24 protein-coding genes are annotated in these 25,971 nt (G+C 71.5%); 14 read left to right on the top strand and 10 right to left on the bottom strand.

Going from position 1 to position 25,971, the window contains the following annotated elements:
* Positions 1-31 precede the first annotated feature (31 nt).
* Positions 32-1,342 carry a D-arabinono-1,4-lactone oxidase gene (locus ACGFNU_RS28015; RefSeq protein WP_392598253.1) on the bottom strand — a complete coding sequence of 437 codons (1,311 nt, stop codon included), beginning with the start codon at positions 1,340-1,342 and terminating at the stop codon, positions 32-34.
* Positions 1,343-1,352: 10 nt separating this feature from the next.
* Entirely contained in the window at positions 1,353-2,564 is a 1,212-nt protein-coding gene (locus ACGFNU_RS28010) for an MFS transporter (protein ID WP_392598251.1), read from the bottom strand.
* Positions 2,565-2,692: 128 nt separating this feature from the next.
* Here ACGFNU_RS28010 and ACGFNU_RS28005 point away from each other — a divergent pair, with 128 nt between their 5' ends.
* From ACGFNU_RS28005 to ACGFNU_RS27995, 3 genes are all read left to right on the top strand, one after another.
* The gene (locus tag ACGFNU_RS28005; protein WP_392598249.1) at positions 2,693-3,877 is read left to right on the top strand and encodes a lytic transglycosylase domain-containing protein; all 1,185 of its coding nucleotides are present in this window, start codon (positions 2,693-2,695) and stop codon (positions 3,875-3,877) included.
* 114 nt (positions 3,878-3,991) lie between these two features.
* On the top strand, positions 3,992-4,921 hold the full coding sequence (locus ACGFNU_RS28000; protein ID WP_392598247.1) for a ferrochelatase: 930 nt from the start codon (positions 3,992-3,994) through the stop codon (positions 4,919-4,921).
* Positions 4,918-5,727 carry an inositol monophosphatase family protein gene (locus tag ACGFNU_RS27995; RefSeq protein ID WP_392598246.1) on the top strand — a complete coding sequence of 270 codons (810 nt, stop codon included), beginning with the start codon at positions 4,918-4,920 and terminating at the stop codon, positions 5,725-5,727. Before ACGFNU_RS28000 ends, ACGFNU_RS27995 begins: the two co-directional genes overlap by 4 nt.
* Before the next feature lie 113 nt (positions 5,728-5,840).
* On the opposite strand, the gene ACGFNU_RS27990 is transcribed toward ACGFNU_RS27995, so the two are convergent.
* On the bottom strand, positions 5,841-6,017 hold the full coding sequence (locus tag ACGFNU_RS27990; protein WP_392598245.1) for a hypothetical protein: 177 nt from the start codon (positions 6,015-6,017) through the stop codon (positions 5,841-5,843).
* Between the two features lie 200 nt (positions 6,018-6,217).
* Between ACGFNU_RS27990 and ACGFNU_RS27985 the strand changes: the two genes are divergently transcribed.
* Together ACGFNU_RS27985 and ACGFNU_RS27980 are read left to right on the top strand one after the other, a co-directional pair.
* Complete coding sequence (locus ACGFNU_RS27985; protein ID WP_392598243.1) at positions 6,218-6,871, top strand: response regulator transcription factor; 654 nt, start codon at positions 6,218-6,220, stop codon at positions 6,869-6,871.
* Positions 6,868-8,280: a sensor histidine kinase gene (locus ACGFNU_RS27980; protein WP_392598241.1), complete on the top strand. Its 1,413-nt coding sequence runs from the start codon at positions 6,868-6,870 to the stop codon at positions 8,278-8,280. The genes ACGFNU_RS27985 and ACGFNU_RS27980 overlap by 4 nt, the downstream gene beginning before the upstream one ends.
* Positions 8,281-8,343: 63 nt before the next feature.
* Here ACGFNU_RS27980 and ACGFNU_RS27975 read toward each other — a convergent pair whose 3' ends face one another.
* Together ACGFNU_RS27975 and ACGFNU_RS27970 are read right to left on the bottom strand one after the other, a co-directional pair.
* Positions 8,344-11,262, bottom strand: a complete 2,919-nt coding sequence (locus ACGFNU_RS27975) for an ABC transporter substrate-binding protein (RefSeq protein WP_392598239.1) — start codon at positions 11,260-11,262, stop codon at positions 8,344-8,346.
* A gap of 18 nt (positions 11,263-11,280) precedes the next feature.
* Complete coding sequence (locus ACGFNU_RS27970) at positions 11,281-12,951, bottom strand: serine/threonine-protein kinase (protein WP_392598237.1); 1,671 nt, start codon at positions 12,949-12,951, stop codon at positions 11,281-11,283.
* A gap of 524 nt (positions 12,952-13,475) precedes the next feature.
* On the opposite strand from ACGFNU_RS27970, the gene ACGFNU_RS27965 reads away from it, so the two are divergent.
* Entirely contained in the window at positions 13,476-13,772 is a 297-nt protein-coding gene (locus ACGFNU_RS27965) for a DUF4193 domain-containing protein (RefSeq protein ID WP_131740700.1), read from the top strand.
* A gap of 13 nt (positions 13,773-13,785) precedes the next feature.
* A complete protein-coding gene (locus ACGFNU_RS27960) occupies positions 13,786-14,595 on the top strand; it encodes a hypothetical protein (RefSeq protein ID WP_392598236.1) in 810 nt (269 codons plus the stop codon).
* On the opposite strand, the gene ACGFNU_RS27955 is transcribed toward ACGFNU_RS27960, so the two are convergent.
* The gene (locus ACGFNU_RS27955; RefSeq protein WP_392598235.1) at positions 14,592-15,185 is read right to left on the bottom strand and encodes a maleylpyruvate isomerase family mycothiol-dependent enzyme; all 594 of its coding nucleotides are present in this window, start codon (positions 15,183-15,185) and stop codon (positions 14,592-14,594) included. The genes ACGFNU_RS27960 and ACGFNU_RS27955 overlap by 4 nt on opposite strands.
* An 88-nt stretch (positions 15,186-15,273) precedes the next feature.
* Positions 15,274-15,561, bottom strand: coding sequence for a DUF4235 domain-containing protein (locus tag ACGFNU_RS27950; RefSeq protein WP_392598233.1), 288 nt, complete (start codon positions 15,559-15,561; stop codon positions 15,274-15,276).
* Positions 15,562-15,660: 99 nt separating this feature from the next.
* On the opposite strand from ACGFNU_RS27950, the gene valS reads away from it, so the two are divergent.
* The gene (gene valS, locus ACGFNU_RS27945; protein ID WP_392598231.1) at positions 15,661-18,219 is read left to right on the top strand and encodes a valine--tRNA ligase; all 2,559 of its coding nucleotides are present in this window, start codon (positions 15,661-15,663) and stop codon (positions 18,217-18,219) included.
* A gap of 90 nt (positions 18,220-18,309) precedes the next feature.
* Here valS and ACGFNU_RS27940 read toward each other — a convergent pair whose 3' ends face one another.
* Together ACGFNU_RS27940 and ACGFNU_RS27935 are read right to left on the bottom strand one after the other, a co-directional pair.
* On the bottom strand, positions 18,310-18,729 hold the full coding sequence (locus ACGFNU_RS27940) for a hypothetical protein (RefSeq protein WP_392598230.1): 420 nt from the start codon (positions 18,727-18,729) through the stop codon (positions 18,310-18,312).
* Between the two features lie 157 nt (positions 18,730-18,886).
* The gene (locus tag ACGFNU_RS27935; protein ID WP_392598228.1) at positions 18,887-19,798 is read right to left on the bottom strand and encodes a TIGR03564 family F420-dependent LLM class oxidoreductase; all 912 of its coding nucleotides are present in this window, start codon (positions 19,796-19,798) and stop codon (positions 18,887-18,889) included.
* Between the two features lie 117 nt (positions 19,799-19,915).
* Here ACGFNU_RS27935 and ACGFNU_RS27930 point away from each other — a divergent pair, with 117 nt between their 5' ends.
* From ACGFNU_RS27930 to ACGFNU_RS27905, 6 genes are all read left to right on the top strand, one after another.
* Positions 19,916-20,545, top strand: a complete 630-nt coding sequence (locus ACGFNU_RS27930; RefSeq protein WP_392598227.1) for a TetR/AcrR family transcriptional regulator — start codon at positions 19,916-19,918, stop codon at positions 20,543-20,545.
* An 86-nt stretch (positions 20,546-20,631) separates the two neighbouring features.
* A complete protein-coding gene (locus ACGFNU_RS27925; RefSeq protein ID WP_392598225.1) occupies positions 20,632-21,819 on the top strand; it encodes an acyl-CoA dehydrogenase family protein in 1,188 nt (395 codons plus the stop codon).
* A complete protein-coding gene (locus ACGFNU_RS27920) occupies positions 21,816-22,916 on the top strand; it encodes an acyl-CoA dehydrogenase family protein (protein WP_392598224.1) in 1,101 nt (366 codons plus the stop codon). Before ACGFNU_RS27925 ends, ACGFNU_RS27920 begins: the two co-directional genes overlap by 4 nt.
* 27 nt (positions 22,917-22,943) lie before the next feature.
* Positions 22,944-23,525, top strand: coding sequence for a helix-turn-helix domain-containing protein (locus tag ACGFNU_RS27915; protein ID WP_392598222.1), 582 nt, complete (start codon positions 22,944-22,946; stop codon positions 23,523-23,525).
* The gene (locus ACGFNU_RS27910; RefSeq protein ID WP_392598220.1) at positions 23,509-23,883 is read left to right on the top strand and encodes a RidA family protein; all 375 of its coding nucleotides are present in this window, start codon (positions 23,509-23,511) and stop codon (positions 23,881-23,883) included. The genes ACGFNU_RS27915 and ACGFNU_RS27910 overlap by 17 nt, the downstream gene beginning before the upstream one ends.
* A 19-nt stretch (positions 23,884-23,902) precedes the next feature.
* On the top strand, positions 23,903-24,589 hold the full coding sequence (locus ACGFNU_RS27905) for an HAD family hydrolase (protein WP_392598218.1): 687 nt from the start codon (positions 23,903-23,905) through the stop codon (positions 24,587-24,589).
* 7 nt (positions 24,590-24,596) lie between these two features.
* On the opposite strand, the gene ACGFNU_RS27900 is transcribed toward ACGFNU_RS27905, so the two are convergent.
* Positions 24,597-25,862, bottom strand: a complete 1,266-nt coding sequence (locus ACGFNU_RS27900) for a cytochrome P450 (protein WP_392598810.1) — start codon at positions 25,860-25,862, stop codon at positions 24,597-24,599.
* Between the last annotated feature and the right edge of the window lie 109 nt (positions 25,863-25,971).

The raw sequence follows: 25,971 nt of genomic DNA, 5'->3' as shown, positions 1-25,971 counted from the left end.
CTCAAGAGTCAGGGAAGCTCCACTGTTTTGGTCAGTCGCCGAAGACCTGGCGGGTGTACGGGTTGAGGAAACGACGGTCGGGATCCAGTTGGTCGCGTAGGGCCAGGAAGTCGCCGAAGCGCGGATAGACCGTTTCGAGGTACGCGGCGTCGCGCGTGTGGAGCTTGCCCCAGTGGGGGCGGCCGCCGACGGCGGTCATGAGCTCCTCGACGCCCTGGAAGTACTCCTCGTGCGGATCGCGGTGGTAGACGTGGATCGCGATGAAGGCGGTCGGGCGGCCGTACGCCATCGACAGCCAGGCGTCCTCGGCGGGCAGCAGGCGCACCTCGATCGGGAAGCTGATCCGCCAGTCGCGCTTGTCGAAGAGCGCCCGCAGGTCGCGCAGCGTGGGCACGAGTTGCTCGCGCGGGATCGCGTATTCCTGCTCCTTGAAGCGGACCGTGCGCGGGCTGGTGAAGACCTTGTACGAGGTGTCGCTGAACGTGCGGGCGCCGAGAGCCTTGGCCGAGACGCCGTTGAGGAACGGCGCGGCGCCTGGAGCGCGGTGGGTGACGTGCTGCAGGAGGCCGAAGACGGTGTTGGACAGGAACTTGTCGTCCACCCAGCCCTTCACTGCGGAGAGCGGCTTGGCAGGGCCTTCGACGCGGTTGTTCCGCTTGGTGAGACAACCCTCGGTGTGCGGGAACCAGTAGAACTCGAAGTGCTCGTTGGCCGCCTCGAACTCGTCGATCCGGGAGAGCACCTCGTCCCAGGTCATCGGCTCCTCGCGGGCCTCCAGGACGAAGCCGGGCACCGCCTGCCAGGTGATCGCGGTGACGATCCCGAGGGTGCCGAGGCCGGCGCGGGCCGCGTCGAACAGCTCCGGCCGCTCGTCGCGCGAGCAGGTGACGACGCTGCCGTCGGCGAGGACGAGTTCGAGCGCGGCGACCTGGGACACGAGGCCGGCGGCGTCACGGCCGGTGCCGTGCGTCGCCGTCTGGAGCGCGCCCGCGACCGTCTGCTCCTGGATGTCCCCCATGTTGGCGAGCGCGAGACCGTGCTCGTCCAGGACGCGGTTGAACTCGTGCAGCGGCAGCCCCGCCTCGACCGTGACCAGGCCGCTGGCGGTGTCGACCGAACGGACCGCGGTCAGCCCGGCGGGACGCAGCAGCGTGCCCTCGGCGACGGCGGCCCCGGTGAACGAGTGACCGGTCCCGACCATGCGGACCGTGAGGCCGTCGGCGGCCGCCGAGCGCACCGCGCCGGCCACGTCCTCGGTGGTCCGGGGCATGACGGCGCGCCGCGGCGTGGCCTGCTGGTTTCCGGCCCAGTTCTGCCACTTTTGGGCACTCGCGGGGGACATGCGGGCGACTCTACCCGGACGGTGGAAGTGAAGAAAGTTCATGTTTACTAATTTTTCGTGTCCCGGCCAGGCCGATCGCTGCCGAGACCAGAGCGGCGCCCAGCGGGAGCAGGAAAGCGGCGTGCGCTCCGTAGGCGTCGACGATCCGTCCGGCGGTGGAGGCGCCGAGCGCCACGCCCAGGCCGACCGTGGTCGAGACCAGCGCGAGGCCCTCCGTCAGCTGGTGTCCCGGCACGGCCTGCTCGACCAGCCCGTAGCCCGGGATGATCGTGGGCGAGATCGCCAGGCCGGAGAAGAAGACCACGAACATCATCAGATAGAGGTTGGTGATCAGCAGCGGCGGCACGAGCCCGGCGGCGAGCAGGAGCAGCCCGATCCGGAACCGCCGGCCGAGGGGGCTGCGCCAGTGCCGCGCCCCGTACCAGAGGGCGGCGCTTCCGCTGCCCAGGGCGTAGCAGCCGAGGAGCAGCCCGGCGAACGCCGTGTGGCCCTTCTCCTCGGCGAACGCGATGCCGCTGACGTCGATCGCGCCGAAGACCGCGCCCAGCATCAGGAAGACCGGCGCCATGACCAGCACCGCCGGGTTGCGGAGCACGCTCGCCGACCCGCCCGCCGCCTTCGGCACGGGCGGCGGTTCGGTGCCGTGCTGCGCGGCCAGGGCCAGGCAGCCGGCCAGGGTGAACGCGGCGGCGGCGCCCAGGCCCGCGGCCGGATGCACGCCGGTGGCCACCGCCGTGACGATCATCGGGCCGCAGACGAAGATCGTCTCGTCCACCACCGACTCGAAGGAGAACGCGGTGTGCAGCCGCGCGGGCCCCTCGCGCAGCGCGTACTTCCAGCGCGCCCGCACCCAGGCGCCCAGGGACGGCTGCGTCAGCCCCGCCATCGCCGCCATCGGGAACAGCGTCCAGGTCGGCAGCCCCAGCAGCGCGAAGACGATCAGCGTGGCGAAGCTCGCCGCGTTCGCCAGCGCCAGCGGGACGAGGACCCGCCGCTGCCCGTACCGGTCGGCGAAGCGCGCGCTGAGCGGGGCTCCGGCCGCGTACGCCAGGGAGAGTGTCGCCGACACCGCCCCGGCGATACCGTACGATCCGGTAACCGCGGACACGAGCAGAACGATGGCGATCCCCACCATGGACATCGACATGCGCCCGACGAAGCCCGCGGCGACGAAGGTCCGGGCCCCGGGAACGGCCAGCAGCTCCCGGTACGGATTGGCCACTTCTGCCTCCTCACCCCCGGAGGCGGCCCCCGGTCCCGTCCCGCCCCGCGGACGCAAGATCACGTTACCTGGGCGAAACAACAGCAAAGGCAAGTAACCCCCCGTAGTGACTCTCGTTGGGATTGGTTGTGGCTCCTCCGCAGGCCGGGAAACAGAAGCGGCCCACGTCCAAGGCCAGGCGCCGGCCGGCGCCGCTGGCCGCGGCAGGGATCGCGCTGCTGGTCGCGGGCAGCCTCGCCGGCGGCGTGTACGAGGTGATCGACACCCGGAACGACCCGCGCCGCACCGCCGCGGGCGACACGTCCGAGGTGCCGCCGACCGCACCGCCCTCGGGCCCGGTGACGAACGTGGCGGACGCCGGGCAGGTCGCTCCGCTCCGCCGCGTCGTACCGCCCGACGTGCTCGCGGTGCGCGGTGGCGGCGGCTCGATCACCCGGGCGCAGATCGCCAAGATCGCGAAGCTGGCCAAGGTCCGGGACGTGGTGGCGGTCTCGGGCGGCGCCGTCCAGCTCCAGGGGCGCTCGATCAACACGTTCGCCGTCGACCCGTCCTCATTCCGCTCGTGGACCCCGCCCGGCACCGCCAAGAAGACCGACCTGTGGACCGCGCTCGCCGCCGACCAGTTCGTGGTGTCAGCCACGGCGGCCGAGCAGTTGCAGCTCGCCCGGGGCTTCCAGTATCCGATCGTGGCCCGCACGATGCCCAGCCTCACGATGGGCGGCGCCGGCACGCTCGGCCTGCCCGGCATCGACATGCTCGTCAGCCGCAAGACGGGAACCGACCTGGGCCTGGTGCCGAACGTGGCGGTGATGGTGAACGCGCCGGGCGCCAACCCCGCCAAGGTCGTCAAGGGGGTCGGCAAGGTGCTCGGGGCTGGCGCGAACGTGGTCAACCTGCACGAGCGGAAGTACCAGGCTCCCGCCGACGGCGGCCGTCCTGGCAGCTACATGGATCTCTACCGGCAGGCCGCCACCACCTGCCCCGGCCTGTCGTGGACGGTCCTCGCCGCGATCGGGCAGGTGGAGAGCGACCACGGCCGGAACGCGGGCCGTTCCAGCGCGGGGGCCCTCGGCCCGATGCAGTTCATGCCCGCCACGTGGAGGGCGTACGGCGTCGACGGCGACCGCGACGGCAAGGCCGACATCATGAACCCCTACGACGCTGTTCCCGGGGCCGCCAAATACCTGTGCGCCAACGGCGCGGGCAAGGGCGGCAAGCAGCTCTACCGTGCGATCTGGCACTACAACCACGCCGACTGGTACGTCCAGAAGGTGCTGGCCCTCGCCAGGGCGTACGCCGCTCGTTTCCGCTGACCCGGGCGCGGCGCGGGTGAGGCCCGGGGGTGAGGTCTGTCACTCGCGGGCGGCTGGTTGGATGGAAGCATGACGACTGGAGGCGTGACGGCTGGAGGTATGACGGCTGGAGGTATGACGACGGAGTACGACGCGCTGCTTCTGCTGTCCTTCGGGGGGCCGGAGGGGCCCGAGGACGTGATCCCGTTCCTGGAGAACGTCACCCGGGGCCGCGGCGTCCCGCGCGAGCGCCTGGCGGCCGTCGGCGAGCACTACTTCCTCTTCGGCGGCGTCAGCCCGATCAACCAGCAGTGCCGGGACCTCAAGGCGGCCATCGAGGCCGACTTCGAAGAGCACTCGATCGATCTGCCCGTCTACTGGGGCAACCGCAACTGGACGCCGTACCTCGCCGACACCGTCCGGCAGATGAGGGACGACGGCGTCCGGCGGGCCGCCGCGTTCGTCACGTCCGCCTACAACGGCTACTCGACCAGCGAGCAGTACGTGCAGGACATCGCGCGCGCCCGGGACGAGGTGCCCGGCGCGCCGGAGATCGACAAGCTGCCCGTCTACTGCCGCCGCGACGGCTTCGTCGCCCCGTTCGTCGACGCCACCCGGTCGGCCGTCGCCGCCGCGCCGCCGGGCACCCGCCTCGTCTTCACCGCGCACAGCGTGCCGCTGGCGCAGCCGGGCCGCGAGTTGTACGTGGCGGAGCTGGAGGAGGTCTCGGCCACCGTGGCGAACGAGGCGGCGCCCGGCACTCCCTGGGCGCTGGTCTACCAGAGCCGGAGCGGCGCGCCGAGCCAGCCGTGGCTGGAGCCGGACGTGGGCGATCACCTGGAGACGCTGCACGGCGCGGGCGTCCGGTCGGTGGTGACGGTCCCGGTCGGATTCGTCTCCGACCACATGGAGGTCAAGTACGACCTCGACGTCGAGGCCGCCGCCAGGGCCGAGAAGCTCGGGATGCGATTCGTACGGGTCACCACGCCGGGCACCGATCCGCGGTTCGCGGCGCTCGCCCGCGAGCTGGTGACCGAGGCACAGACACCGGGGGGACGACCGTGAGCAAGGCCGAAGAGCTGCTGGAACTGGCCGTGGAGACCGCCCGCGAGGCGGCCCGCATGCTGGTCGACCAGCGGCCCGCCGACGGGCCGGACGTCGTCCAGACCAAGTCGAGCCCGACCGACGTGGTCACCCAGATGGACCAGGCCGCGGAACGCCTGATCGTCGAGCGCATCCGGGCCGCCCGGCCCGACGACGGCTTCCTGGGCGAGGAGGGCGGCACCCACGACGGCGGCAGCGACGTGCGGTGGGTGATCGACCCGATCGACGGGACGGTCAACTACCTGTACGACCTGCCCGACTGGGCCGTCAGCATCGCGGCCGAGGTGCACGGCGTCACGGTGGCCGGGGTGATCGACATGCCGCGGCGCGGCGAGACCTACACCGCCGTCCAGGGCGGCGGCGCGCTGCTGCGCACCCCGTCCGGCGCCCGCGACCTCCAGGTCAACGCCGGTGTGCCGCTCGACCGGGCCCTCGTCGCCACCGGCTTCGGGTACTCGGCGGAGCGGCGCGCGCACCAGGCGGAGGTGCTCACCGGCGTGCTGCCCAACGTCCGCGACATCCGGCGCGGCGGGTCGTGCTGCGCGGACATGTGCGCCCTGGCCGCGGGCCGGGTGGACGCCTACTACGAACGCGGCGTCCAAGCCTGGGACATCGCCGCCGGATCGTTGATCGTCCAGGAGGCGGGCGGTCTCGTCGGCGGCCTGTCCGGCGCCCCCGCGGGCCCGGAACTGACCATCGCCGCGGGCCCCGCCACCTTCGAGGCCCTCCACGATCTGCTGCTCCCGCTGGACCCCGCCCGCGACTGACCCGGCCGCGCTCCAGGAGGCCATGGCGGCGTCTCAGGGGCATGGAGGCTCGATACCGCGGGGAGACCGGGACGATGGGTCCCGGTCTCCCCGTGGGTATCGCAGAGGCGTCCTCAGTCGCAGCGGGGTGGTTCGACGCCGATGTCGTGGTTCGCTGCGATCCGGCGCAGTTCTTTGATCTCCTCCTGACGGATGTCCGCCAGGTAGGTGTCGCCGTCGGCGTGGGCGTGGCGCAGCGACTCATACGCGTCATCGAGTCGCCGTCTGATCATTTGTGACAGCTCGCCCATGGGCCTCCTTCCGGATCAGGCGGCTTCTACCCACACCCGGGCTGACGGTAAACCTGTTCCAAAGCGGCAATTCGCAGGGGCTTCCGGAGGGTGCGAGGCGGCATCCTGAACGGGGCCTTACGGGCGTCTTACGAGGCCCGTGTCATACCTGGAGACATACCGTCCAGGCGCGCGAGCAGCATGACCGAGGGGGACGTGGAGTGCGTGTTCTAGTCGTCGAGGACGAGCGGGTGCTCGCCGACGCGATCGCCACCGGGCTGCGCCGGGAGGCGCTGGCCGTGGACGTCGCCTACGACGGGGCCGGCGCCCTGGAACGGGCCGGGGTCAACGACTACGACGTGATCGTGCTCGACCGCGACCTGCCGCGGATCCACGGCGACGACGTCTGCAAGCAGCTGGTCGCCCAGCGCTACCCCGCGCGGATCATCATGCTGACGGCGGCGGGCGAGCTGGACGACAAGGTCGAGGGCCTGTCCATCGGGGCCGACGACTACCTGGCCAAGCCGTTCGCGTTCGCCGAGCTCATCGCCCGGGTGCGCGCCCTGGGCCGCCGCGCCTCGGCGCCGCTGCCGCCGGTGCTCGAACGCGCGGGCATCGTCCTCGACCCGTCGCGCCGCGAGGTGCTGCGCGACGGCCGGCCGGTCGACCTCACCCGCAAGGAGTTCGCGGTGCTGGAGGTCCTGCTGGGCGCGGAGGGCGCCGTGGTCAGCTCCGAGCAGCTCCTGGAGAAGGCGTGGGACGAGCACATCGACCCGTTCACGAACGTGGTGCGGGTCACGATGATGACGTTGCGCAAGAAGCTCGGCGACCCACCGGTGATCGAGACCGTGCCGGGCGTGGGGTACCGGCTATGAGCACTTCCTCGACCCCCGGTCCCGCGCCCGACGCCGGGCGCGGATCCGGGCGCGAATCCGGCCCCGATCGCGGGAACGGGCCGGCGATGTCCGCCCACGCCGACCACGCCGGGCCGTCCGGCGAGTTCGGCGAGACCGAGGTGCTGGGCGCGCGCACCGAGCCGCGGATCGAGCCGCAGGCCGAACCGCAGGGCGCACAGCGCCGCGGGCTGTTCCGGGCGCCGGGCTCGCAGCCGGTCATCGAGCCCAACGGCGGGGGCCGCAAGGGCGGCCGGCGCGACGGCTCGTCCCTGTTCGAGGACCTCAAGGCGCTGCCCGGGCGGGTGAGCGTACGGCTGCGGCTCACCCTGCTCTACGGGCTGCTGTTCTTCATGGCCGGGGGGTTGCTGCTCCTGGTGATGTCCGTCCTGATGGCCAACATCCTCGGCAGCATCCGCATCATCGACCCGATGCTCAGCCCCGAGCGGCTCGAGGCGCTGCGGCACGAGTTCGTCGAGGAGACGATGCAGCAGCTCGTGGGGCGGTCGCTGCTCGCGCTGGTCGGCGTCGGGATCATCGCGCTGGTGCTGGGCTACTTCGTCGCCGACCGCGCGCTCAGCCCGCTGCAGCGGGTGACGGCCACCGCGCGCCGCCTGTCGGAGAGCACCCTGCACGAACGCATCGCGCTCGAGGGCCCGGACGACGAGATCAAGGAGCTGGCCGACACGTTCGACGCCATGCTCGAACGGCTCGGGCAGGCCTTCGACTCCCAGCGCCGTTTCGTCGCCAACGCCTCGCACGAGCTGCGCACCCCGCTGGCGATCAACCGGACGCTGCTGGAGGTGGCGCTCGGCGACCCGGACGTGTCCGCCGACCTCAAGACCGTCGGCAAGACCCTGCTGGCCACCAACGCCCGGCACGAGCGGCTCATCGAGGGCCTGCTGCTGCTCGCCCGCAGCGAACGGGAGCTGACGGCGCGCAGCACGGTCGACCTGGGCGAGGTGGCCGAGGCCGTCCTTGACCTGGTCGCCCGCCGCGAGCACGACAACGACGTCGCCGTCCACCGCGAGCTGACGCCCGGCACCGCCGTCGGCGACCCGGTGCTGCTGGAGCACCTGGTGTCCAACCTGGTCGACAACGCGATCAAGCACAACGACGACGGCGGCGACGTCTGGATCCGGACGGGCGTCCTGGACGGCTTCGCGGCCGTCCAGGTGGAGAACACGGGCCCCGTCGTGCCCCACTATGAGGTCGACCGGCTCTTCGAACCGTTCCGCCGCCTGAACTCCGACCGCATCGAGTCCGCCAAGGGCGCCGGCCTGGGATTGTCCATCGTGCGTTCGGTGGTGCTGGCGCACCGTGGCACGGTCTACGCGACGCCCCGGGCCGGCGGCGGCCTCGTCGTCACCGTCCGCCTCCCCCTCGTCTGACCTGACCTTGCCGATCCGGCCTTCTGGGAGGGCTGGTCACCTGAGGCCGGTTACTAAGGGCGGTTACTTGAGGGCGGCCGTCGCCAAGGTGGGGTCCCCGTCGTGGTCGAGCTTCAAGCCGGTGAACTTGTCGCTCGCCAGCGCCGCCTTGGCGTAGCTCCACAGCGGGATCAGGGCCATGTCGTCGAGGGCCAGCTTCTCCGCCTGCTGCAGGCCGTTGAGGCGTGTGGCGGCCTGGGGGTCCTTCGTCGCGTTGGCGAGCGCCTCGTCGAACTGCTGGTTGCGCCAGCCGCTGTAGTTGAGCGTGCCGTTGGTCTCCGTGGCGACCTGGTCGCTGCTCAGCAGCGGCTGGAGGACGCCGTACGCGGACGGGTAGTCGGGCACCCAGCCGTAGGTCAGGAGGCCGCCCGGGGCGTCCTTGCCGAGCAGGGTGCGCCGCATCTCCTTGTCGTCGAGCTTCACCGTCTTGACCTCGACGGACCAGCCGAGGTTCTGCTGGAGCTGCTGGCGCACGATCTCCGCCCAGCGCCGGTACGTGGTCAGGTCGCGGGCGTAGATCGTCAGCTTGGTGCCCGCCTTGAGCCCGGCCTGGTCGGCGAGCTGCTTGGCCTTGACCGGGTCGGACGTCTCGCAGGACGGGCACACCCCGGACCGGCCGAACCCGGGGACCGCGGGGGAGACCAGTCCGGTCGCGGTCTTGTACAGGCCGCCGAACACTCCGTTGCTCATCGCCCGGCGGTCGATCGCGTACGAGACGGCGAGCCGGGCCTCCTTGGACTTCATCGGCCCGCGCGAGGTGATCGGTACGAGGTAGTTCATGCTCATCGACGGCCGGGTCAGCAGGCCGGACTGCGACCTGGCGGACGCCATCGAGTCCGTCCCGATCTCCGCCCACTGGTAGTCGCCGGCGGTGAAGCCGGTGCGGCCGGCGGTGAGGTAGTCGTCGCTGAACCTGACGGTGACCCGGTCGAGATTGGCCTTGCCGAACCCCCACGACTCGTTGCGGACCAGGCTGAGGTCCTTGTCGCGGGCATAGGAGTCGATCTTGAACGGGCCGTTGCCGATCGGCCTGATGTTGTAGGACTCGTTGTCGGTCTTGCCGGCTCCCGCGGGCACCGGGAAGAAGACGGGGTCGGCCAGCCGCTGGTCGAACTCGCAGTCGGGCTTGGTGAGGGTGACGTCGAACCTGTTCTGCCCGGTGACGGCCTGGACGCCCGACAGGGTGGCCGCGCTGCTGCCGCCGGCCTCGGCGTATCCCTTGATGTTGGTCATCAGCAGGGCCGCGGAGCCGGTCCTGTTCTGCGCGGCACGGTTCCAGCCGCGCACGAACGCCTCGGCGGTCACCGGTTCGCCGTTGCTGAACGTGGTGCCGCTCTTGACGTCGATCTGCCAGGTGGTGCAGGTGGTGTCGGGCGCGATGCGGGTGGCCAGGCGGTTGCGCACGGTGCCGGTGTCGGTGATCTCGGTCAGCCCGGTGAACAGCTGCTTGACCGCGAATCGGGAGCTGGTGCCGTAGCCCGCCTGCGACGGGTTGAGCTCCTCGCCCGACAGGAACTTGCCGAGGATCATGTTGAACTGGCCGCCGGTTCTGGGCTGCTGCTCGTCCTCCTTTCCGAGGACGTTCACGGCGATCACCGAGCCGGCCAGGACGAGCGCCACGAGCACGGCACCGCCGACACCGGCGAGCACACCGATGTTCATCCGCCCGCGCGGTCCGCTTGGGCCGGCGGGCCCGCCCGGCATGCCGAGGCCGCCCGCCGGTGAGGTGATCTGCGCGCCGGGCGAGTTGGGGTCGTACGGCCATGGAGCGCCCCCTCCGTTGCCGCCAGGCGCGGGCTGGGCATAGGGGTGGCCCGGCGCGGCGTACGGATTGTGGGGCGGATACAGGTTCGGCTGGGCGAAGCCGGGTGGCAGGGCCGGCGGAGCGGCGGCCGGGGGAGTGTCCGACGGGGCGAAGGGCGGCGGTGTGGAGGACGACGGTAGGGAAGGCGAGGGCGACGGTGTGGAGGACGACGGTGTGGACGGCGACGGTGTGGACGGCGACGGGGTGGACGGGGACGGGGTGGAGGGCGAGGGCAGGAGGCGGACCTCGGTGGCCTCGGCCGCCGCCGCGGCGCCCTGCGTGAGGACGGCGGCGGGCTGGGCCTGGGGGCCGGAGCCGGCCTGCGGGAGGCTGCCCGCCAGGTCGAGGAGGCGTACGAGAACCTGCTGGGAGGACGGCCGGAGCGCCGGGTCCTTGCTCAGGCAGTTGAGGACGAGGTCGCGCAGCGGTTCGGTCAGCGCGCCCAGGTCGGGCGGCAGGTTGAGGATGCGGTGCATGACCGCCGGGATCGAGTCCTGGCCGAACGGGGGCCGCCCCGTGGCCGCGTAGACCATCGTGGTGCCCCACGCGAACACGTCGGCTTCGGGCCCGACCTGGGCACCGGAGATCTGCTCGGGCGCCATGTAGGAGGGCGTGCCCACGGTGGTGCTGGACATGGTGCCGGTGGCGTCCAGCGCCCGCGCGATACCGAAGTCGATCACCCGCGGCCCGTCCGGCGGCAGCAGCACGTTGCCCGGCTTGAAGTCGCGGTGCACCACCCCGGCCTCGTGGATCGCGGCGAGCGCGGTGATCGTGCCGATCGCGATCCGGTCGAGGACGGCCCCGGCGCGGGGACCCTCGGTGGCGAGCACCTGCGCCAGGGACGGGCCGTCGATGTACTCGCTGACGATGTACGGGCGGTCGCCGTCGACGTCGGCGTCCAGAATGCGGGCCGTGCAGAACGGCGCCACCCGCTGCGCCACCTCGAGCTCGGCGGCGAAGCGGGACCGGGCCTTGGGGTGGGCGCTGAGGCGCGCGTGCAGCAGCTTCACCGCCACCTTGACGCCGTCGTCGCCCTCGCCCAGGAAGACCGAACCCTGACCGCCCTCGCCGATCAGGCCGGTCAGGCGGTAGCCGCTCAGCCGGTCGGGGTCACCGGAGCGCAGCGGGAGAACGTCCATGTGCGGGGGCCTCCCGGTTTATTGCTTGCGGGCCACACCAAACGCGTCGGCTCTGGTCGTGGTCTGGTACTGGCGCCACTCCCAGCGCATCGACGTCGAGCTGGTGCTCGTGAAGAACGTGAGGTAGCCGTCGGCGCAGTTCTTGTTGGTGGTGGTGATGGGCGTCTCGCGATACGTCGCCTTGGTGCTGTCGCCGCCGATGTAGGACAGCCTGGTGGTGCAGTTGTCGGCGGCGTTGCTGTAGGTGTACCGCGCGATGCCGGCGCTCCGGAAGATCGTGAACCGCGCCGTGAAACTCCTGGTGTCGGCCTTCGAGGAGTTGGGCTGGCTGGCCAGCCCCTCCCAGGTGCCCGTCAGCTCGCTGTCGCCGGTGCCGTACGTCGGCGTGCGCGTGGGCAGGCTGTAGGTGGGCGAGTAGGTCGAACGGAACGACGGCGGGTCGTCGTCGCTGCCGATCGCGGCCAGCACGACCACGATGATGATGCCGACGACCAGCAGCGCGCCGCAGCCGATGCCGATGATGGCGGGTGCGTTGGAGCCGCCCTGGCGCGGCGGCGGGCCGTACATCGGGGGCCGCGGCGGGAGGCCGGGGCCCTGCTGCATGTGCATGGGCGGCGGCGTGGGCGGCCCCTGCGGCATGCCCTGGCCCTGGTACATGGGCATGGGCGGCGGGGTGATCGACTGCGGGGGCGGCGTGCTGGGGCCCATCCCGCCCTGGTGCATGGGCATCGGGGGCGGCGTGAGGGGCTGCGGCGCCTGCGTGTGGCGCGCCTGCGGGACGGGCGGCGGCGCCTGCATCTGCGCGGCGATCCGGGTGCCCTGGTTGAGCAGGTCCTCCTGGCCCGCGCCGGGGTTGGACGGCGCCGCGCCGACGTGGCCGAGCAGTTGCAGCAGCAGCGTGGCCGCAGGTGGCCGCAGCCCGGCGTCCTTGGACAGGCAGCGCCCGACCAGATCGCGGAGCGGCCCGGCGGGCAGCGCCGACAGGTCGGGGTCCTCGTTCAGGATCCTGTTGATGATCACCGGGAGCGTGTCGGCCTCGAACGGCGACTGGCCCGTGGCGGCGAACACCATGGTCGCGGCCCACGCGAAGATGTCGACCGCGGGGGTGAGCGGCGCCCCGGTGAGCTGCTCCGGCGCCAGGTAGCCGGGGGTGCCGACCACCATGCCGGTGGCGGTGACCGCGCTCTCCTGGGAGTTGACCGTGCGGGCGATGCCGAAGTCGACCACGCGCGGGCCGTCGGACGCCAGCATGACGTTGTTGGGCTTGAAGTCGCGGTGCACGATCCCGGCCTCGTGGATGGCCGCGAGGGCCGTCACGGTGCCGATCGCCAGCCGTTCGAGCTCGGCCGCGCCGCGCGGTCCGTTGTGCGCGACGACGTCGTGCAGGGACGGCCCGTCGATGAACTCGCTGACCACGTACGGCTGGTCGCCGTGGACGTCGGCCTCGATCACCCGGGCGGTGCAGAACGGCTCGACCTTCTGCGCCGCGGCCACCTCACGGGTGAACCTGGCGCGCGCGGCCGGGTCGCTCGCCATCTGGGCGTGCAGCAGCTTGACGGCGACGTACTCGCCCCCGGGCGCCTTGCCGAGAAAGACCGCGCCCTGCCCGCCCGCGCCGAGCCGCCCGACGACCTCGTACTGCCCCAATGCGCGGGGATCGCCTGGCTCCAGGGGAGCGGCATCCGGCATTCTGACCCTCCAGTGACCCGTCAGTGGTGTGCCGCGTGATCGGTCGCCGGCCCCCGTCGCAGGACACCCCGGACCATGACGATGCGGGGACGCCCCTGTCGGGGACCCGCCCCAACCTAGGCGGGCACGATATCGCGTTAGTTCAGACGTTTCACCGGAGCATCTGGTTCAGCCCGGCTCCGCACCGAGGATCTCCTCTCTTCGGGGCCGGCGGGGGCCGTCCCGCCGGTCGGCGCGCGCAACGCCGCCGGGACCGATATGATCCCGCCGCCGCGGGATGCCCCGGTGGGGCGTCCCGGCCCTGATTCAGCCCGGGATACCCGATCGGGTATGTGATGTATGACACATATCGGGGGAGTGATCTGGGTTGATCGGTGTCACCGGTGGGATCAGTCGCGCCTTGTGTGTCGCAGGCCACGGCCCGTGACAGAATTTCCCGCCCGGATCGGGCACAAGAACGGTCCCCCGAGCGTTAGATCCGCGCGACGGGGCGCATAAAGGACTGAGGGGGATGGAGATAGAAGATGGCGACCGACTACGACAGCCCACGTAAGACAGACGACGACCTCAACGAGGACAGCCTCCAGGAGCTCCAGGCTCGGCGGGCCGACAAGGCCGCGAGCATCATCGACGAGGACCTGGACGCCGGCGAGGTCGCCGAGCTTCCGGGCGCCGACCTGTCCAACGAGGAGCTCACCTTCCGGGTGGTTCCCCGCCAGGCCGACGAGTTCACCTGCACCCGGTGCTTCCTGGTGCACCACCGCAGCCAGCTGGCCACCGAGAAGAACGGCCAGCCCATCTGCCGCGAATGCGCCGCCTAACGGGAGGCGCCCGGTGGCAGCGAAGAAACGCGACGAAGAGGAGCACACCACGGTCGCCGTGCCGGAGAGCGCCGAGATCGGCGAGCTGATCGGCAGGCTCTCCGGCGACGACGACATGGACCGCGAGACCCGCGGCCGCCTGCTCGGGCGACTCGCCCGGCTGCTCGGCCACAGCGCGCGCAGGGCGGGCGCCGCGGGCTACGCGCGGGGCCGCCTGCTGGCGGATCTGATGATCGCGGCCGCGCCGCACATCCCGATCCGCGATCTGGAGACCCTGCGCCGCCACCATCACGACCTGACCGGCGAGGATCTCGCCGACAGCGTGGTCCGGGTGGCGACCAACGGCACGACGGCCGTGGGCGCGGCCGGTGGCGCGCTGGCGGCGGTGGAGTTCGCCGCGCCGCCGCTGCTGCTCACGGCTCCGGCTCAGCTCGCCGCCGAATCCCTCGTGGTGGCGGCCATCGAGGTCAAGATGATCGCTGAGCTGCACGAGGTGTACGGGGTCCGCGTCGAGGGGTCGGGCACCGCGCGCGGCGCCGCGTTCCTCACGTCCTGGGCCAAACGCCGCGGCATCAACCCGCTCGAGACCGGCTCGTTCACCAACGCGCTCGGCTCGGCGGCCAAGATCGCCCTCCGCAAGCGCCTGCTGCGCACCATGGGCCGCAGCCTCAGCACGATGGGCCCCTTCCTGACCGGCGCCGCCGCCGGCGCGGCCCTCAACCGCGGCGCGACCAAGCGCCTGTCCGAAGAGATCCGCAAAGACCTCCGCGGCACCACCCCGAGCCCCCTTCCCGGTGAGCCGCCCCACCTGCCCCCCGGCTAGCCGGCGAATTCGAGCTCGGGCTTCACCGAGTTGCGGCCGGTCAGCCAGAGACCCAGGGCTTCCCGGGTGCCTCGCACCTCCTGCCTGGTGGGCAGCCCGACCGGACGGTGGCCGTCCGTGGGCACCAGCCGGTAGCGCAGGACGCGGCGGTTGAGCCAGAGGCTCAGCTGGAGCCCCTCGCGGAAGATGGCCGTGGCGACGGTGTCGGGGACGTCGCGCTTGAGGCCGAGCCCGCGGACGATGTCCTGGTGATGCACGCCCAGGTCGCCGAGGAGGACGGTGGCGCCGAGGCGGCTGGTGGTACTCGGGTTGGCGGCCCAGTGCCGGGCCCATTCCATGAGGCGTTCGCGGGAGACCGCGCGGGCGCGGTCGGCCTGCGCCTGGTTGGCGGCGTTGATGCGGATGCCGTACGGGAGATAGGACTTCAGGAAGTAGTCCAGGCCGATCACGTGGCCCAGGACGTCGCGCGGGGCCCATTCGGTGCACAGGGTGGTGCCGGCGTCGAAGTCGTCGTCCGAGAGACCCTCGACGGTCTCGATCAGGCGGAAACGCTCGGCGCGCAGTTCGTCCTCGTACGGGAGGGTTGGCATCGTGGTCGATCCCTTCGCCGGGATCGACCACGATACGCAGGCGCCTACGGGCCGGGCGCCGGGCCCCCGGCCGACCGGAGCGGCGCGCTCAGACCTCGGCCTTGAGCTCGTAGGGGGACTTGCCGGTGCCCTTGGCCCACTGCCGGGCGGCCGCCCGGGTGGCCAGGAGCCGCGCCACCTCCATGCCCACACCCATGATCACGGCCCAGCCGATCGCCTCGCTCAGCGCGACATCGGGGGACTCGGGGTTGGTCGGCGGCTCCTTGCCGGTGGCCTTCTTCCAGCCCATGGTGATCGCCTTCTTGGCGACGAAGCCGCCGGCGAAGGCCGCCGCGCCCGCCATCACGCGCCAGCCGATGTCACCCTTGTCCGCCATCGTGTCCTCCACTGTTCGAATCTGTTGCCGACGCTACCGGACCGCCGTGCCCGCGGTTAATTGGCATGCGGAACGCTCCGGTGTCAATACCATTGCCCCATGACAGAACAGCCGCGTACGCCGAACGTCCCCGCCAAGCCCTCTCTGGACGGCTTGGAGGAGAAGTGGGTACGCGCCTGGGAGACCGCCGGCACGTACCGCTTCGACCGGACGAAGGCGCGCGCCGAGGTCTACTCGATCGACACGCCGCCCCCCACGGTCAGCGGCTCCCTGCACGTCGGTCATGTCTTCTCCTACACCCACACCGATGCGGTGGCGCGATTCCAGCGGATGCGCGGCCGGGAGGTCTTCTACCCGATGGGGTGGGATGACAACGGACTTCCGACAGAACGCCGCGTCCAGAACTACTTCGGTGTCCGCTGCGACCCGTCGCTTGCGTACGATCCCTCGTTCGAACCGCCCGAGAAGCCCGATCCCAAGCGCCAGCTGCCGGTCAGCCGCCGCAACTTCATCGAGCTGTGCGAGCGGCTGACGGAGATCGACGAGAAGGCCTTCGAGGAGATGTGGCGCCGCGTCGGCCTCTCGGTCGACTGGAACCACCTCTACACGACCATCGGCGACGAGTCGCGGACCGCGTCGCAGCGGGCGTTCCTGCGCAACCTGGCGCGCGGCGAGGCGTACCTCTCGGAGGCGCCGACGCTCTGGGACGTCACGTTCCGGACGGCGGTCGCCCAGGCCGAGCTGGAGGACCGCGACCACCCCGGCGCGTTCTACCGATTGCGTTTCCGGGGTCTGGGGTCGTCCCCGGGTAAGCAGGGCCACGGGGAAGAGCGGCCGGTCCACATCGAGACCACGCGGCCGGAGTTGCTGCCCGCGTGCGTCGCGCTGGTCGCGCATCCCGACGACGAGCGCTACCAGGAGCTGTTCGGGACCACCGTCCGGACGCCGCTGTTCGGTGTCGAGGTCCCGGTCCTCGCGCACCGGCTGGCCGAGCCCGGCAAGGGCTCCGGCATCGCGATGATCTGCACGTTCGGCGACATCAACGACGTCACGTGGTGGCGCGAGCTCGACCTGCCGACGCGCGCGATCATCGACTGGGACGGGCGGCTGGTGAACGAGCCGCCGCAGGGCGTTCCGGCGCACCCGTACGACGAGCTGGCGGGCAAGACGGTCTTCTCCGCCAAGGAACGCGTCGTCGAGCTGCTGCGCGAGTCCGGCGACCTGGACGGCGAGCCGCGCAAGGTCACCCGGCCGGTCAAGTTCTACGAGAAGGGCAGCAAGCCCCTCGAGATCGTCACCACCCGCCAGTGGTACATCCGCAACGGCGGCCGCGACGCCGGGACACGCGCGGAGCTCCTCGCGCGGGGACGCGAGCTGGTCTGGCACCCGCCCTACATGAAGGCCCGCTACGAGAACTGGGTCGAGGGACTGGCGGGCGACTGGCTGATCTCGCGGCAGCGGTTCTACGGGGTGCCGATCCCGGTCTGGTACCGGCTGGACGACGCGGGCGAGCCGATCTACGACGACCCGATCGTCCCCGCCGAGGAGAGCCTGCCGGTCGACCCGACGTCCGACGTCCCGCCCGGTTACGGCGAGGACCAGCGTGGCAAGGCGGGCGGCTTCACGGCCGATCCCGACGTGATGGACACCTGGGCCACGTCCTCGCTCACCCCGCAGATCGCGGGCGGCTGGGAACGCGACCCCGATCTCTTCTCCCGGGTCTTCCCGTTCGACCTGCGCGCGCAGGCGCACGACATCATCCGCACCTGGCTGTTCTCGACCGTCGTCCGCGCGCACCTGGAGCACGGGTCGCTGCCGTGGACCGACACCGCGCTGTCGGGCTGGATCCTCGACCCGGACCGCAAGAAGATGTCCAAGTCCAAGGGCAACGTCGTCACGCCGATCGCGCTGCTGGAGGAGTTCGGCTCGGACGCGGTCCGCTACTGGGCCGTCAACGGCAGGCCCGGCACCGACACCGCGTTCGACACCGGCCAGATCAAGGTCGGCCGCCGGCTCGCCATCAAGATCCTCAACGCGTCGAAGTTCGTCCTCGGCTTCGGCGAGATCGGTCCCGGCGCCGCCGTCACCGAGCAGCTCGACCTGGCGATGCTCGCCACGCTCTCCGGCGTCGTCGACGAGGCCACCAAGGCGTTCGAGGGGTACGACTACACCCGGGCGCTGGAGCGTACGGAACGGTTCTTCTGGGAGTTCTGCGACGACTACCTGGAGCTGGTCAAGACCCGCGCCTACGGCGACGGTCCTGAGGCCCAGTCGGCCCGCGTGGCCCTCCGTACGGCGCTCTCGGTGATGCTGCGGCTCTTCGCGCCCGCCCTGCCCTACGTCACCGAAGAGGTCTGGTCGTGGTGGCGCGAGGGTTCGGTCCACCGCGCCTCCTGGCCCGAGGTCGCCGAGCTGCCGTCCGGCGGCGAACCGGCCGTGCTGGCCGCCACCGCCGAGGCGCTGCGCCAGGTGCGCAAGGCCAAGTCGGAGGCCAGGGCCTCGATGCGCGCCGACGTCTCGCGGGCGGTCGTCCGGGGCGCCGAGGCGGGCCGGATCGCGCGGGGCGATCTGATCGCGGCCGGCCGCATCGCCGACCTGGCGCTCGACGAGGAAGCCGTCGACCTCGTCGTCGACGTCACCCTCGCGCCCGCCGGCTGACTCCGCCCCGCTGAAGACGACCTCGCTGAAGACAACCCCGCTGAAACAACGACGTGGGGCCGGTTGCTCGCCCGGCCCCACGCCGTCGGGTCACTTGATGCGGATGGGCTTGGTCTTCACGACCTTGTTGTCGGTGTAGCGCAGGCTCTTGACCGCGTAGAGCTTGGTAACGGCGGTGCCGGGCACCTTCCACGTGAAGGACTTGCCCTTGGCGGTGTCGACGGAGAACGTCTTGACCGGCCGTCCGATGCCCCTGGGGTTGGTGAAGAGGTCCAGCTTCGCCACGGCGATGTCGCCCGGCGTGGTGTCGCGCAGGATGCCGGTCACCGTGATGATCCGGCCCTTGGTGACCGTGCGGCCCTGGGCCTTGGCCTGCGTGGGCTTGTACTTGTTCAGGTTCCAGTTCGCGGGCAGCGGCTTCGCGACGGCGGTCTCCGCGGCCTGGGCGGCGGGCGCCAGGGCGCTCACCGCGATCGCGGCGGCGGCGAAGCTGATGGCCGTTCTACGCATGGGGGTGTCCCTCCGTGTCGTCCGGGATGGGGCGGCCGGAAGATCACCGGCCGTCGTCCATGCTCGCGAGCCGGGTGGTGCGGCGACAGGAACCACGGGTCCAAGCGGGCTCCCGCGCCGCCGCCGGAGATTGGACCCGGGGCACTATCCGCGCTGGTCAGGCACGGGCGAGGGCGGCGAGGAACTCGGTGGTGTGGCGGACCTCACCTGGCGGGCCGCCGGGTAGTGGCATGGCGACCAGATCGGTGGCGCCGGCCTCGGCCAGCCGCGCGATCTCGCGCTCGACGGTCGCCTCGTCGCCCACGATCACGGTGTCCGCCGGCCCGGCGGCGTTGCCGCGCTCCATGATCGCGCGATAGCTGGGCAGGGTCGCGGCGTGGCCGAAGTTCTCGGCGACCCAGCCGCGGCGCCCGTCCGGGTCGGCGGTGACGCCGACGAACGTGCAGGTCACCACGCGCGGGTCCGGCCGTCCGGCGGCGGCCGCGGCCTTGGTGATCGTCGGGACGATGTGCGCGTCGAGGACCGCGGGGCCGGTCCAGACCGTGACGGTGCCGTCGGTCAGCTCGCCGGCGAGCCGCAGCATGGCCGGACCGAGGGCGGAGATCAGCACGGAAGGCGGCTCTGCGCCCGGTGCCTGGACGGCTCCGGCCGCCTTCAGGGTCTCGCCCTCGTACGCCACGCTCTCGCCGCGCAGGAGCGGCGCCAGCGCGGACAGGTACTCGCGCAGGTGGCGGAGCGGCCGGTCGAACGGCAGGCCGAGCTGGCCCTCGATGATCGGGCGGTGGCTCACGCCGAGCCCGAGCGTGAGCCGGTTGCCCGTGGCCGCCTGAACGGTCAGGGCCTGGGCCGCGAGGGCCAATGGATGGCGGGGGTAGGTCGGCACGATGGCCGTCCCGAGCTCGATCCCGGGTGCCGTGCGTCCCGCCACGGCGAGGGTGGTGAGGGCGTCCCAGCCGGGCCGCTGGCCCATCCAGGCTCCGGCGAAGCCCGCCTCGGCGGCTTGGCCGACCTCCGCCACGACGTCGTTCAGCGGGACACCCAGCTCGTTGGCGAACAGGCCGATGCGCATGGGAACTCCTGGGGAGATAAGTGGAGGAATTTCCTCCGTTTGGCGCCACTGTAGCCTAGGTGGAGGCAAATCCTCCACTTAAGCGGAGGGAAATCCTCCGTCTGGAAGGTGGACGATGTGGGCGAGACGGGACTGCGAGCGGACGCGCGGCGCAATCGGGATCGCATCCTCGAAGCCGGCCGGCAGCTGATCGTCGAACGTGGCGCCCTGCCCCCGCTGGAGGACATCGCGCAGCGGGCCGGGGTGGGGATCGGCACGCTCTACCGGCGCTTTCCCGAGCGCGACGACCTCATGATCGGGATCTCCGCGCACACGTTGCGGCGCGTGGTCGAGGTGGCCCGGGGCGCGTGGGACGAGGGGCCCGACGCCTGGAGCGCGCTGAGCTCGTTCGTCCACCGCTGTATCGAGCTGCGGATGGGCGTGCTGAGCTCGACGGTCGATCCGGAACTGCACACCAGGATCCGCCGGGACCCGGCGGTGTCGGAGGCGCGCCGCGAGTTCGCCGAGCTGCTCACCCGCATGGTCGAAGGGGCGCAGGCCGACGGCGTGATGCGCGAGGACGTCGGTCCCGGTGACATCGGGATGCTGGTCAGCGTGCACATCCACCAGGCCGCCGACATCCCCGCGGAGATGGCCGAGGTGATCCCGGGACGCCTCGCCGGGCTCATGCTGGACGGCCTGCGCACCCGTCCCGGCACACCGCTGCCGGGCGCGGCGATCGGCGGCTCCGACCTCGATCCGGCCTGACCGAACGTCATTCCGTTTTATCCGGGCAGGCACTAGCGTAAGTACTCGCTGACATCCCTCTCCCCGAGGAGCCGAGGAGCCGCCCCGTGACGGATCTGGACGAGTACGGCCGCCGCGCCCGAGCCTGGCTCGACGCCAACGCCGGCGATCTCCCCCGCGAGCCCGACCTGGCCACCGCCCGCGCGTTCATGGCGAAGCTGTACGACGCCGGCTACTCCGGCATCACCTGGCCCGCCGAGTACGGCGGGCAGGGCCTGTCGGCCGCCGAGGAGCGGGCGTTCCAGCAGGCCGCCCGCGACGTCACCCTCCCGGTCGGGGTCTTCGGGATCGGCTTCGGCATGTGCGGCCCGACCCTGGTGTCGATCGGCACCGAGGAGCAGAAGGCCCGCTACATCCGGCCGCTGCTGCGCGGCGAGGAGATCTGGTGCCAGATGTTCTCCGAACCGGGCGCCGGGTCGGACGTGGCGTCGCTGCAGACGCGGGCCGTCCTCGACGGCGACGCCTGGGTGATCAACGGGCAGAAGGTGTGGACGTCGGTGGCGCGCCAGGCCGACTACGGCCTGCTCATCGCCCGGACGGACGTGGACGCGCCCAAGCACAAGGGCATCACGATGTTCGTCGTCGACATGCACGACCCCGGGGTCACCGTCCGGCCGCTGCGCGACATGACCGGCGAGTCGCACTTCAACGAGATCTTCTTCGACGACGTCCGCGTCGCGCCGGACCAGGTCGTCGGCACCGTGAACGAGGGCTGGTCCGCCGCCGTCACCACCCTGCTCCACGAGCGCGTGTCGATCGGCATGGGCGCGGCCCGCACCGAACGCCCCGCCTCGTTCGAGGCCCTGTCGCGCGCCGCCCGCGACCGGGGCCTGCTGGACGATCCCGCCGTGGTCGACCAGCTCATCGACCTCTACCTGCAGGAACGGGCGTTCGACCTCTTCAACGCCCGGCTCACGCAGGAGGTCAAGGCCGGGATCTTTCCGGGCGCGCGCGGCTCGATCGCCAAGCTGCTGCTCGCCGACCTGACGTTGTCCAGTGCCGACATCGCCAGCGAGATCCTCGGCCCGGGGACGGTCGCCTACGACGACGAGGGCCGGATCTCCCGCGCGCTCGCCTGGGGCCCCGGCATGGCGCTCGGCGGCGGCACCAACGAGATCATGCGCAACATCATCGGTGACCGCGTCCTCGGGCTGCCGCGCGAGCCCCAGGTCGATCGCGAGATCCCGTTCCGCGATCTCAAGGTCGGCACCCAGGCGAAGGAGGCGGGCAAGTGAAGCTGATCCGCACCGACGACCAGCAGGAACTGGCGGCGTCCGTCCGGGCCTTCCTCGCCGACACCGCCCCGATGTCGAAGGTCCGCGAGATCGCCGAGTCGCCGGACGCCTACGACGCGGACGTCTGGAGCCGCATGACGGGCGAGCTCGACCTCGCCGCGCTCGTGGTCCCCGAGTCCCACGGCGGCGCCGGAGCCGGGCACGCCGAGGTCGCGGTCGTCATGGAGGAGCTGGGCGCCGCGCTCACCCCGAGCCCCTACCTGGCCTCGGCCGTCCTCGCCGCGAACGTCCTCCTGGAGTCCGGCGACGACGCGGCGATCAAGGATCTGCTGCCTGCCGTCGCCACCGGCCGCACCGTCGCCACGTTCGCGATCCCCGTGCCCGGCGACCCGATGCCCGCCGCGCGCAAGGCCGCCGGCGGCTACGAGCTCACCGGCCCGGCCCCGCGCGTCCTGAACGGGGCGGACGCCGATCTCGTCCTCCTCGCCGCCGCTCTCGACGGCGACGGGCCCATCGTGCTCTTCGCGGTCGACGCCGGCGCCTCCGGGCTCACCCGCACGCCCCTCACCACCCTCGACCTCACCCGCCCGCAGGCCACGCTGGCCTTCGACGGCACGCCCGCGCGGCAGTTCGGCCCCGCCGACGCGAGCGGCGTCGTGTCCCGTGCCCTCGACCTGGTCTCCGTCGCTCTCGCCGCCGAGCAACTGGGCGGCCTCCGCCGCTGCCTCGACGTGATCGTGGAGTACGCGAAGCTCCGGGTGCAGTTCGGCCGCTTCGTCGGCTCGTTCCAAGGCGTGAAGCACAAGCTCGCCGACATGCACTGCACTCTCGAACAAGCCGAATCGATCGTCCGCTACGCCGCCTGGACCGCCGACGAGAGCCCGGACGAACTGCCCGTCGCCGCCGCCCTCGCACAGTCCTACCTGGGCCGCGCCTACTTCCAGGTGGCCAAGGACCACCTGCTCCTGCACGGCGGCATCGGTTTCACCTGGGAGCACGACGCGCACCTCTACTACAAGCGCGCCAAGAGCAACGAACTCCTCCTGGGCCCGCCGCGCCACCACCGGGCCCGCCTGGCCGAGCGCCTCGGACTATAGAGGAAATATTCCTCTATAGTGGAGTCCGTGGAGGGGGCGGACTTCTCGCTGGCCGATCTCGGCCGGCGGCTGCGGCGAGAGCGGCGGGCGCGCGGCGTGAGCCTCGACGCGCTCGCGGCGGCGAGCGGGGTCAGCCGGAGCATGATCTCGGACGTGGAACGCGGCGCGAAGGCGCCGACGGTGGTGGTGCTCGCCCGGCTGGCGACCGCGCTGGGCACCACCGCCGCGCGGCTGCTCGACGAGCCCGCCGCCGACCGGGTGATCGTGCTGCGGCACGCCGGCCAGCCCGCGCTGCGCCAGGACGGGGGCTGGGAACGGCGGATCCTGTCGCCGACGTTGCCGGGCGTGGAGTTCGAGTTCATCCGCACCACCGTGCCCGCCCGGGTGATCGTGGGGGAGTTCGCGGCCCACGCGCCGGGCTCGCGGGAGTACGTCGCGGTCGAACGCGGCGAGCTGACCGTCACCATCGACGGCGTCCCGCACCGGCTGACCGCGGGCGACGCCATGTACTACGCGGGCGACGCCGTCCACGCCTTCGCCAACGACGGCTCCGAAGAGTGCGTCTACTTCATGGCCATGGAAGTGAGCACGCGTGATCGAGAACATTGACCCCGCCGGACTGCCCGAGCCGGCCGCCGCGTACACCCACGGCACGGTGGTCACCGGCGCCCGGCGGATGGTGTTCGTCAGCGGCCAGCCACCGTGGGGCGGCGACCTCCCGGACGACTTCGAGGGGCAGTGCAGGCTGGCGTGGCGCAACGTCGAACGGGTGCTCGCCGAGGCGGACCTGACGTTGCGCGACCTGGCGAAGGTGACGATCTTCCTGGCCGACCGGCGCGACCGGGAGGCCAACAGCCGCATCCGCGCGGAGGTGCTCGGCGACCACCGGCCCGCGCTCACCATCATCATCACCGGCATCTACAGCGAGGAATGGCTCCTGGAGATCGAGGGCATCGCGGTGGCGTGAGCCCCGGTACGCTGCGGTGGTGCGTTACAAAGCTGTCATCTTCGACTTCTTCGGCACCCTGACCGTGGCCAGCGCGCCCGAGGAACGCGTCGCGGCGATCTCGGCGGTCGCCGAGGCGATCGGCGCCCCGGCGGAGGAATTCCGCGAGCTGTGGTGGCAGACCTGGTCCGAACGCTGCGTCGGCGCCATGGGCGACTTCTCCACCGCTCTGGCGGACGTCGCCACCCGGCTGGGCGTGCCCGCCTCCGAGGCGCAGCTGGCCGCCGCCACCGAGATCCGCCGCACCGGCGAACGCGCGTTCCGCGGTCTCCGCCGTGACGCGGTCAGCACGCTGCGGACGCTCCGCGAGTGGGACGTCAGCACCGCGCTCATCAGCGACTGCACGGACGAGCTTCCCGACGAGTGGTCCACGGTCGAGGTCGCGCCCTACATCCAGGTGCCCGTCTTCAGCTTCACCGCCCGCCTCAAGAAGCCCGACCCGCGCATCTTCGCGCTCGCCTGCGAGGGGCTCGGCGTCGACCCGGGCGACTGCCTCTTCGTCGGCGACGGCGGCAGCGACGAGCTCGCGGGCGCGACCGCCGCGGGCATGACCGCCGTCCGCATCCTCGACGAGGGCACCGTCCACCACCGCTTCGAGCCCGTCAACTGGGAGGGCCCCGAGATCGAGTCCCTCTCAGCGGTCCTCGACCTGGTCGACAGACCCTGACGGTGCCTCACCAGGCGCAGGGGAGATGCTTGATCCCGTTGATGAAGTTGGAGAAGAGCCGGTCGGGGCGGCCGGCGGCACGGATCTCCTGCACGCGGGTGAAGAGCTCGCGGAACATGACGGTGATCTCGCGCCGCGCCAGGTTGGCGCCCATGCAGAAGTGCGGGCCGGGGCCGCCGAAGGCGACGTGGGGGTTCGGCGAGCGGGTGATGTCGAACGTGTCGGGGTTCGCGAAGACGGCCTCGTCGCGGTTGGCCGAGTTGTAGAAGAGCAGGACCTTGTCGCCGGTGAGGTACTGCTGCCCGTTCATGAGGTGGTCGCGCGTCAGCGTCCGCCGGAACTGGATGACCGGCGTCGCCAGCCGCAGGATCTCCTCGACCGCGCCGCCGATGTGCGCGTCGAAGTCCTCCAGCAGCAAAGCACGCTGCTCGGGGTTGTCGGTCAGCAGCTTGAGGCCGTGCGACATCGCGTTGCGCGTGGTCTCGTTGCCCGCCACCACGAGCAGGATGAAGAACGACCCGATCTCCTGGTCGGTCAGTGACTCGCCGTCCACATTGGCGGTGACCAGGGCCGACACCAGGTCGTCGCCCGGCTCCCGCCGCCGCTTGCGGGCCAGCTTCATGGCCAGGTGGTTGAGCTCGTACCCCGCCGTCATGCCCCTGGTCAGGCCATAGAGGACGCCGCTGCGCGTGATCCCCGTGCTGACGAACTCCCGTCCGCCGGTGTACTCCGGATCCCCCAACCCCAGAACAATGTTCGTCCGGTCGTACACCATCGGGCGCTCACGCTCGGGGATGCCCATCATGTCGCAGATGACCTGCACCGGAAGCCGCGCCGCCACCTCGGTCACGAAGTCGCACGGCCCGTCCAGCTCATCGACGATGCGCGTCGCCGTCGCTTGCAGATCGGCCTCCAGCTTGGCGAGCACCCGAGGTGTGAACGCCCGCGACACGATCCGCCGGATCTTGGCGTGCCGCGGGTCGTCCATGTTGATCATCGAGCCGAAGTAGCGCGCCATGTACTTCGGCAGGTCGGCGATGCTGTTGGAGCACGGCTCGCTGCTGAAGATCTCGGGCCGCCGGCTGGCCTCCACCACGTCGGCGTGCCGGACGAGGGCGTAGTAACCGGCCCCGTGCCTGATGAACGGCAGCTTGAGCTCGGGGAAGAACGTCGGCCCGTCCTTGGCCCGCAGCGCCGCGAAGGCCGCCAGCCGCTCGCGCTGCGGCCGCCCCCAGAACTGCAGGTCCGACAGATCGACGGTCGGTTCGAGCATCCCGGTCGCCACACCGCACCACCCTCGCAAGATCCGAATCCCATTCGGTTTCCATAGAATCCGCCCCCACCCCCGCCGTCAAGGATCTCCCGCTCCCCATCCGCCGGAT

Source organism: Spirillospora sp. NPDC048911 (genome assembly GCF_043198015.1).
Taxonomy (GTDB): domain Bacteria; phylum Actinomycetota; class Actinomycetes; order Streptosporangiales; family Streptosporangiaceae; genus Spirillospora.
Note: the sequence above shows the minus strand (reverse complement) of the source record. Positions and strands in the feature narration are given on the sequence as shown.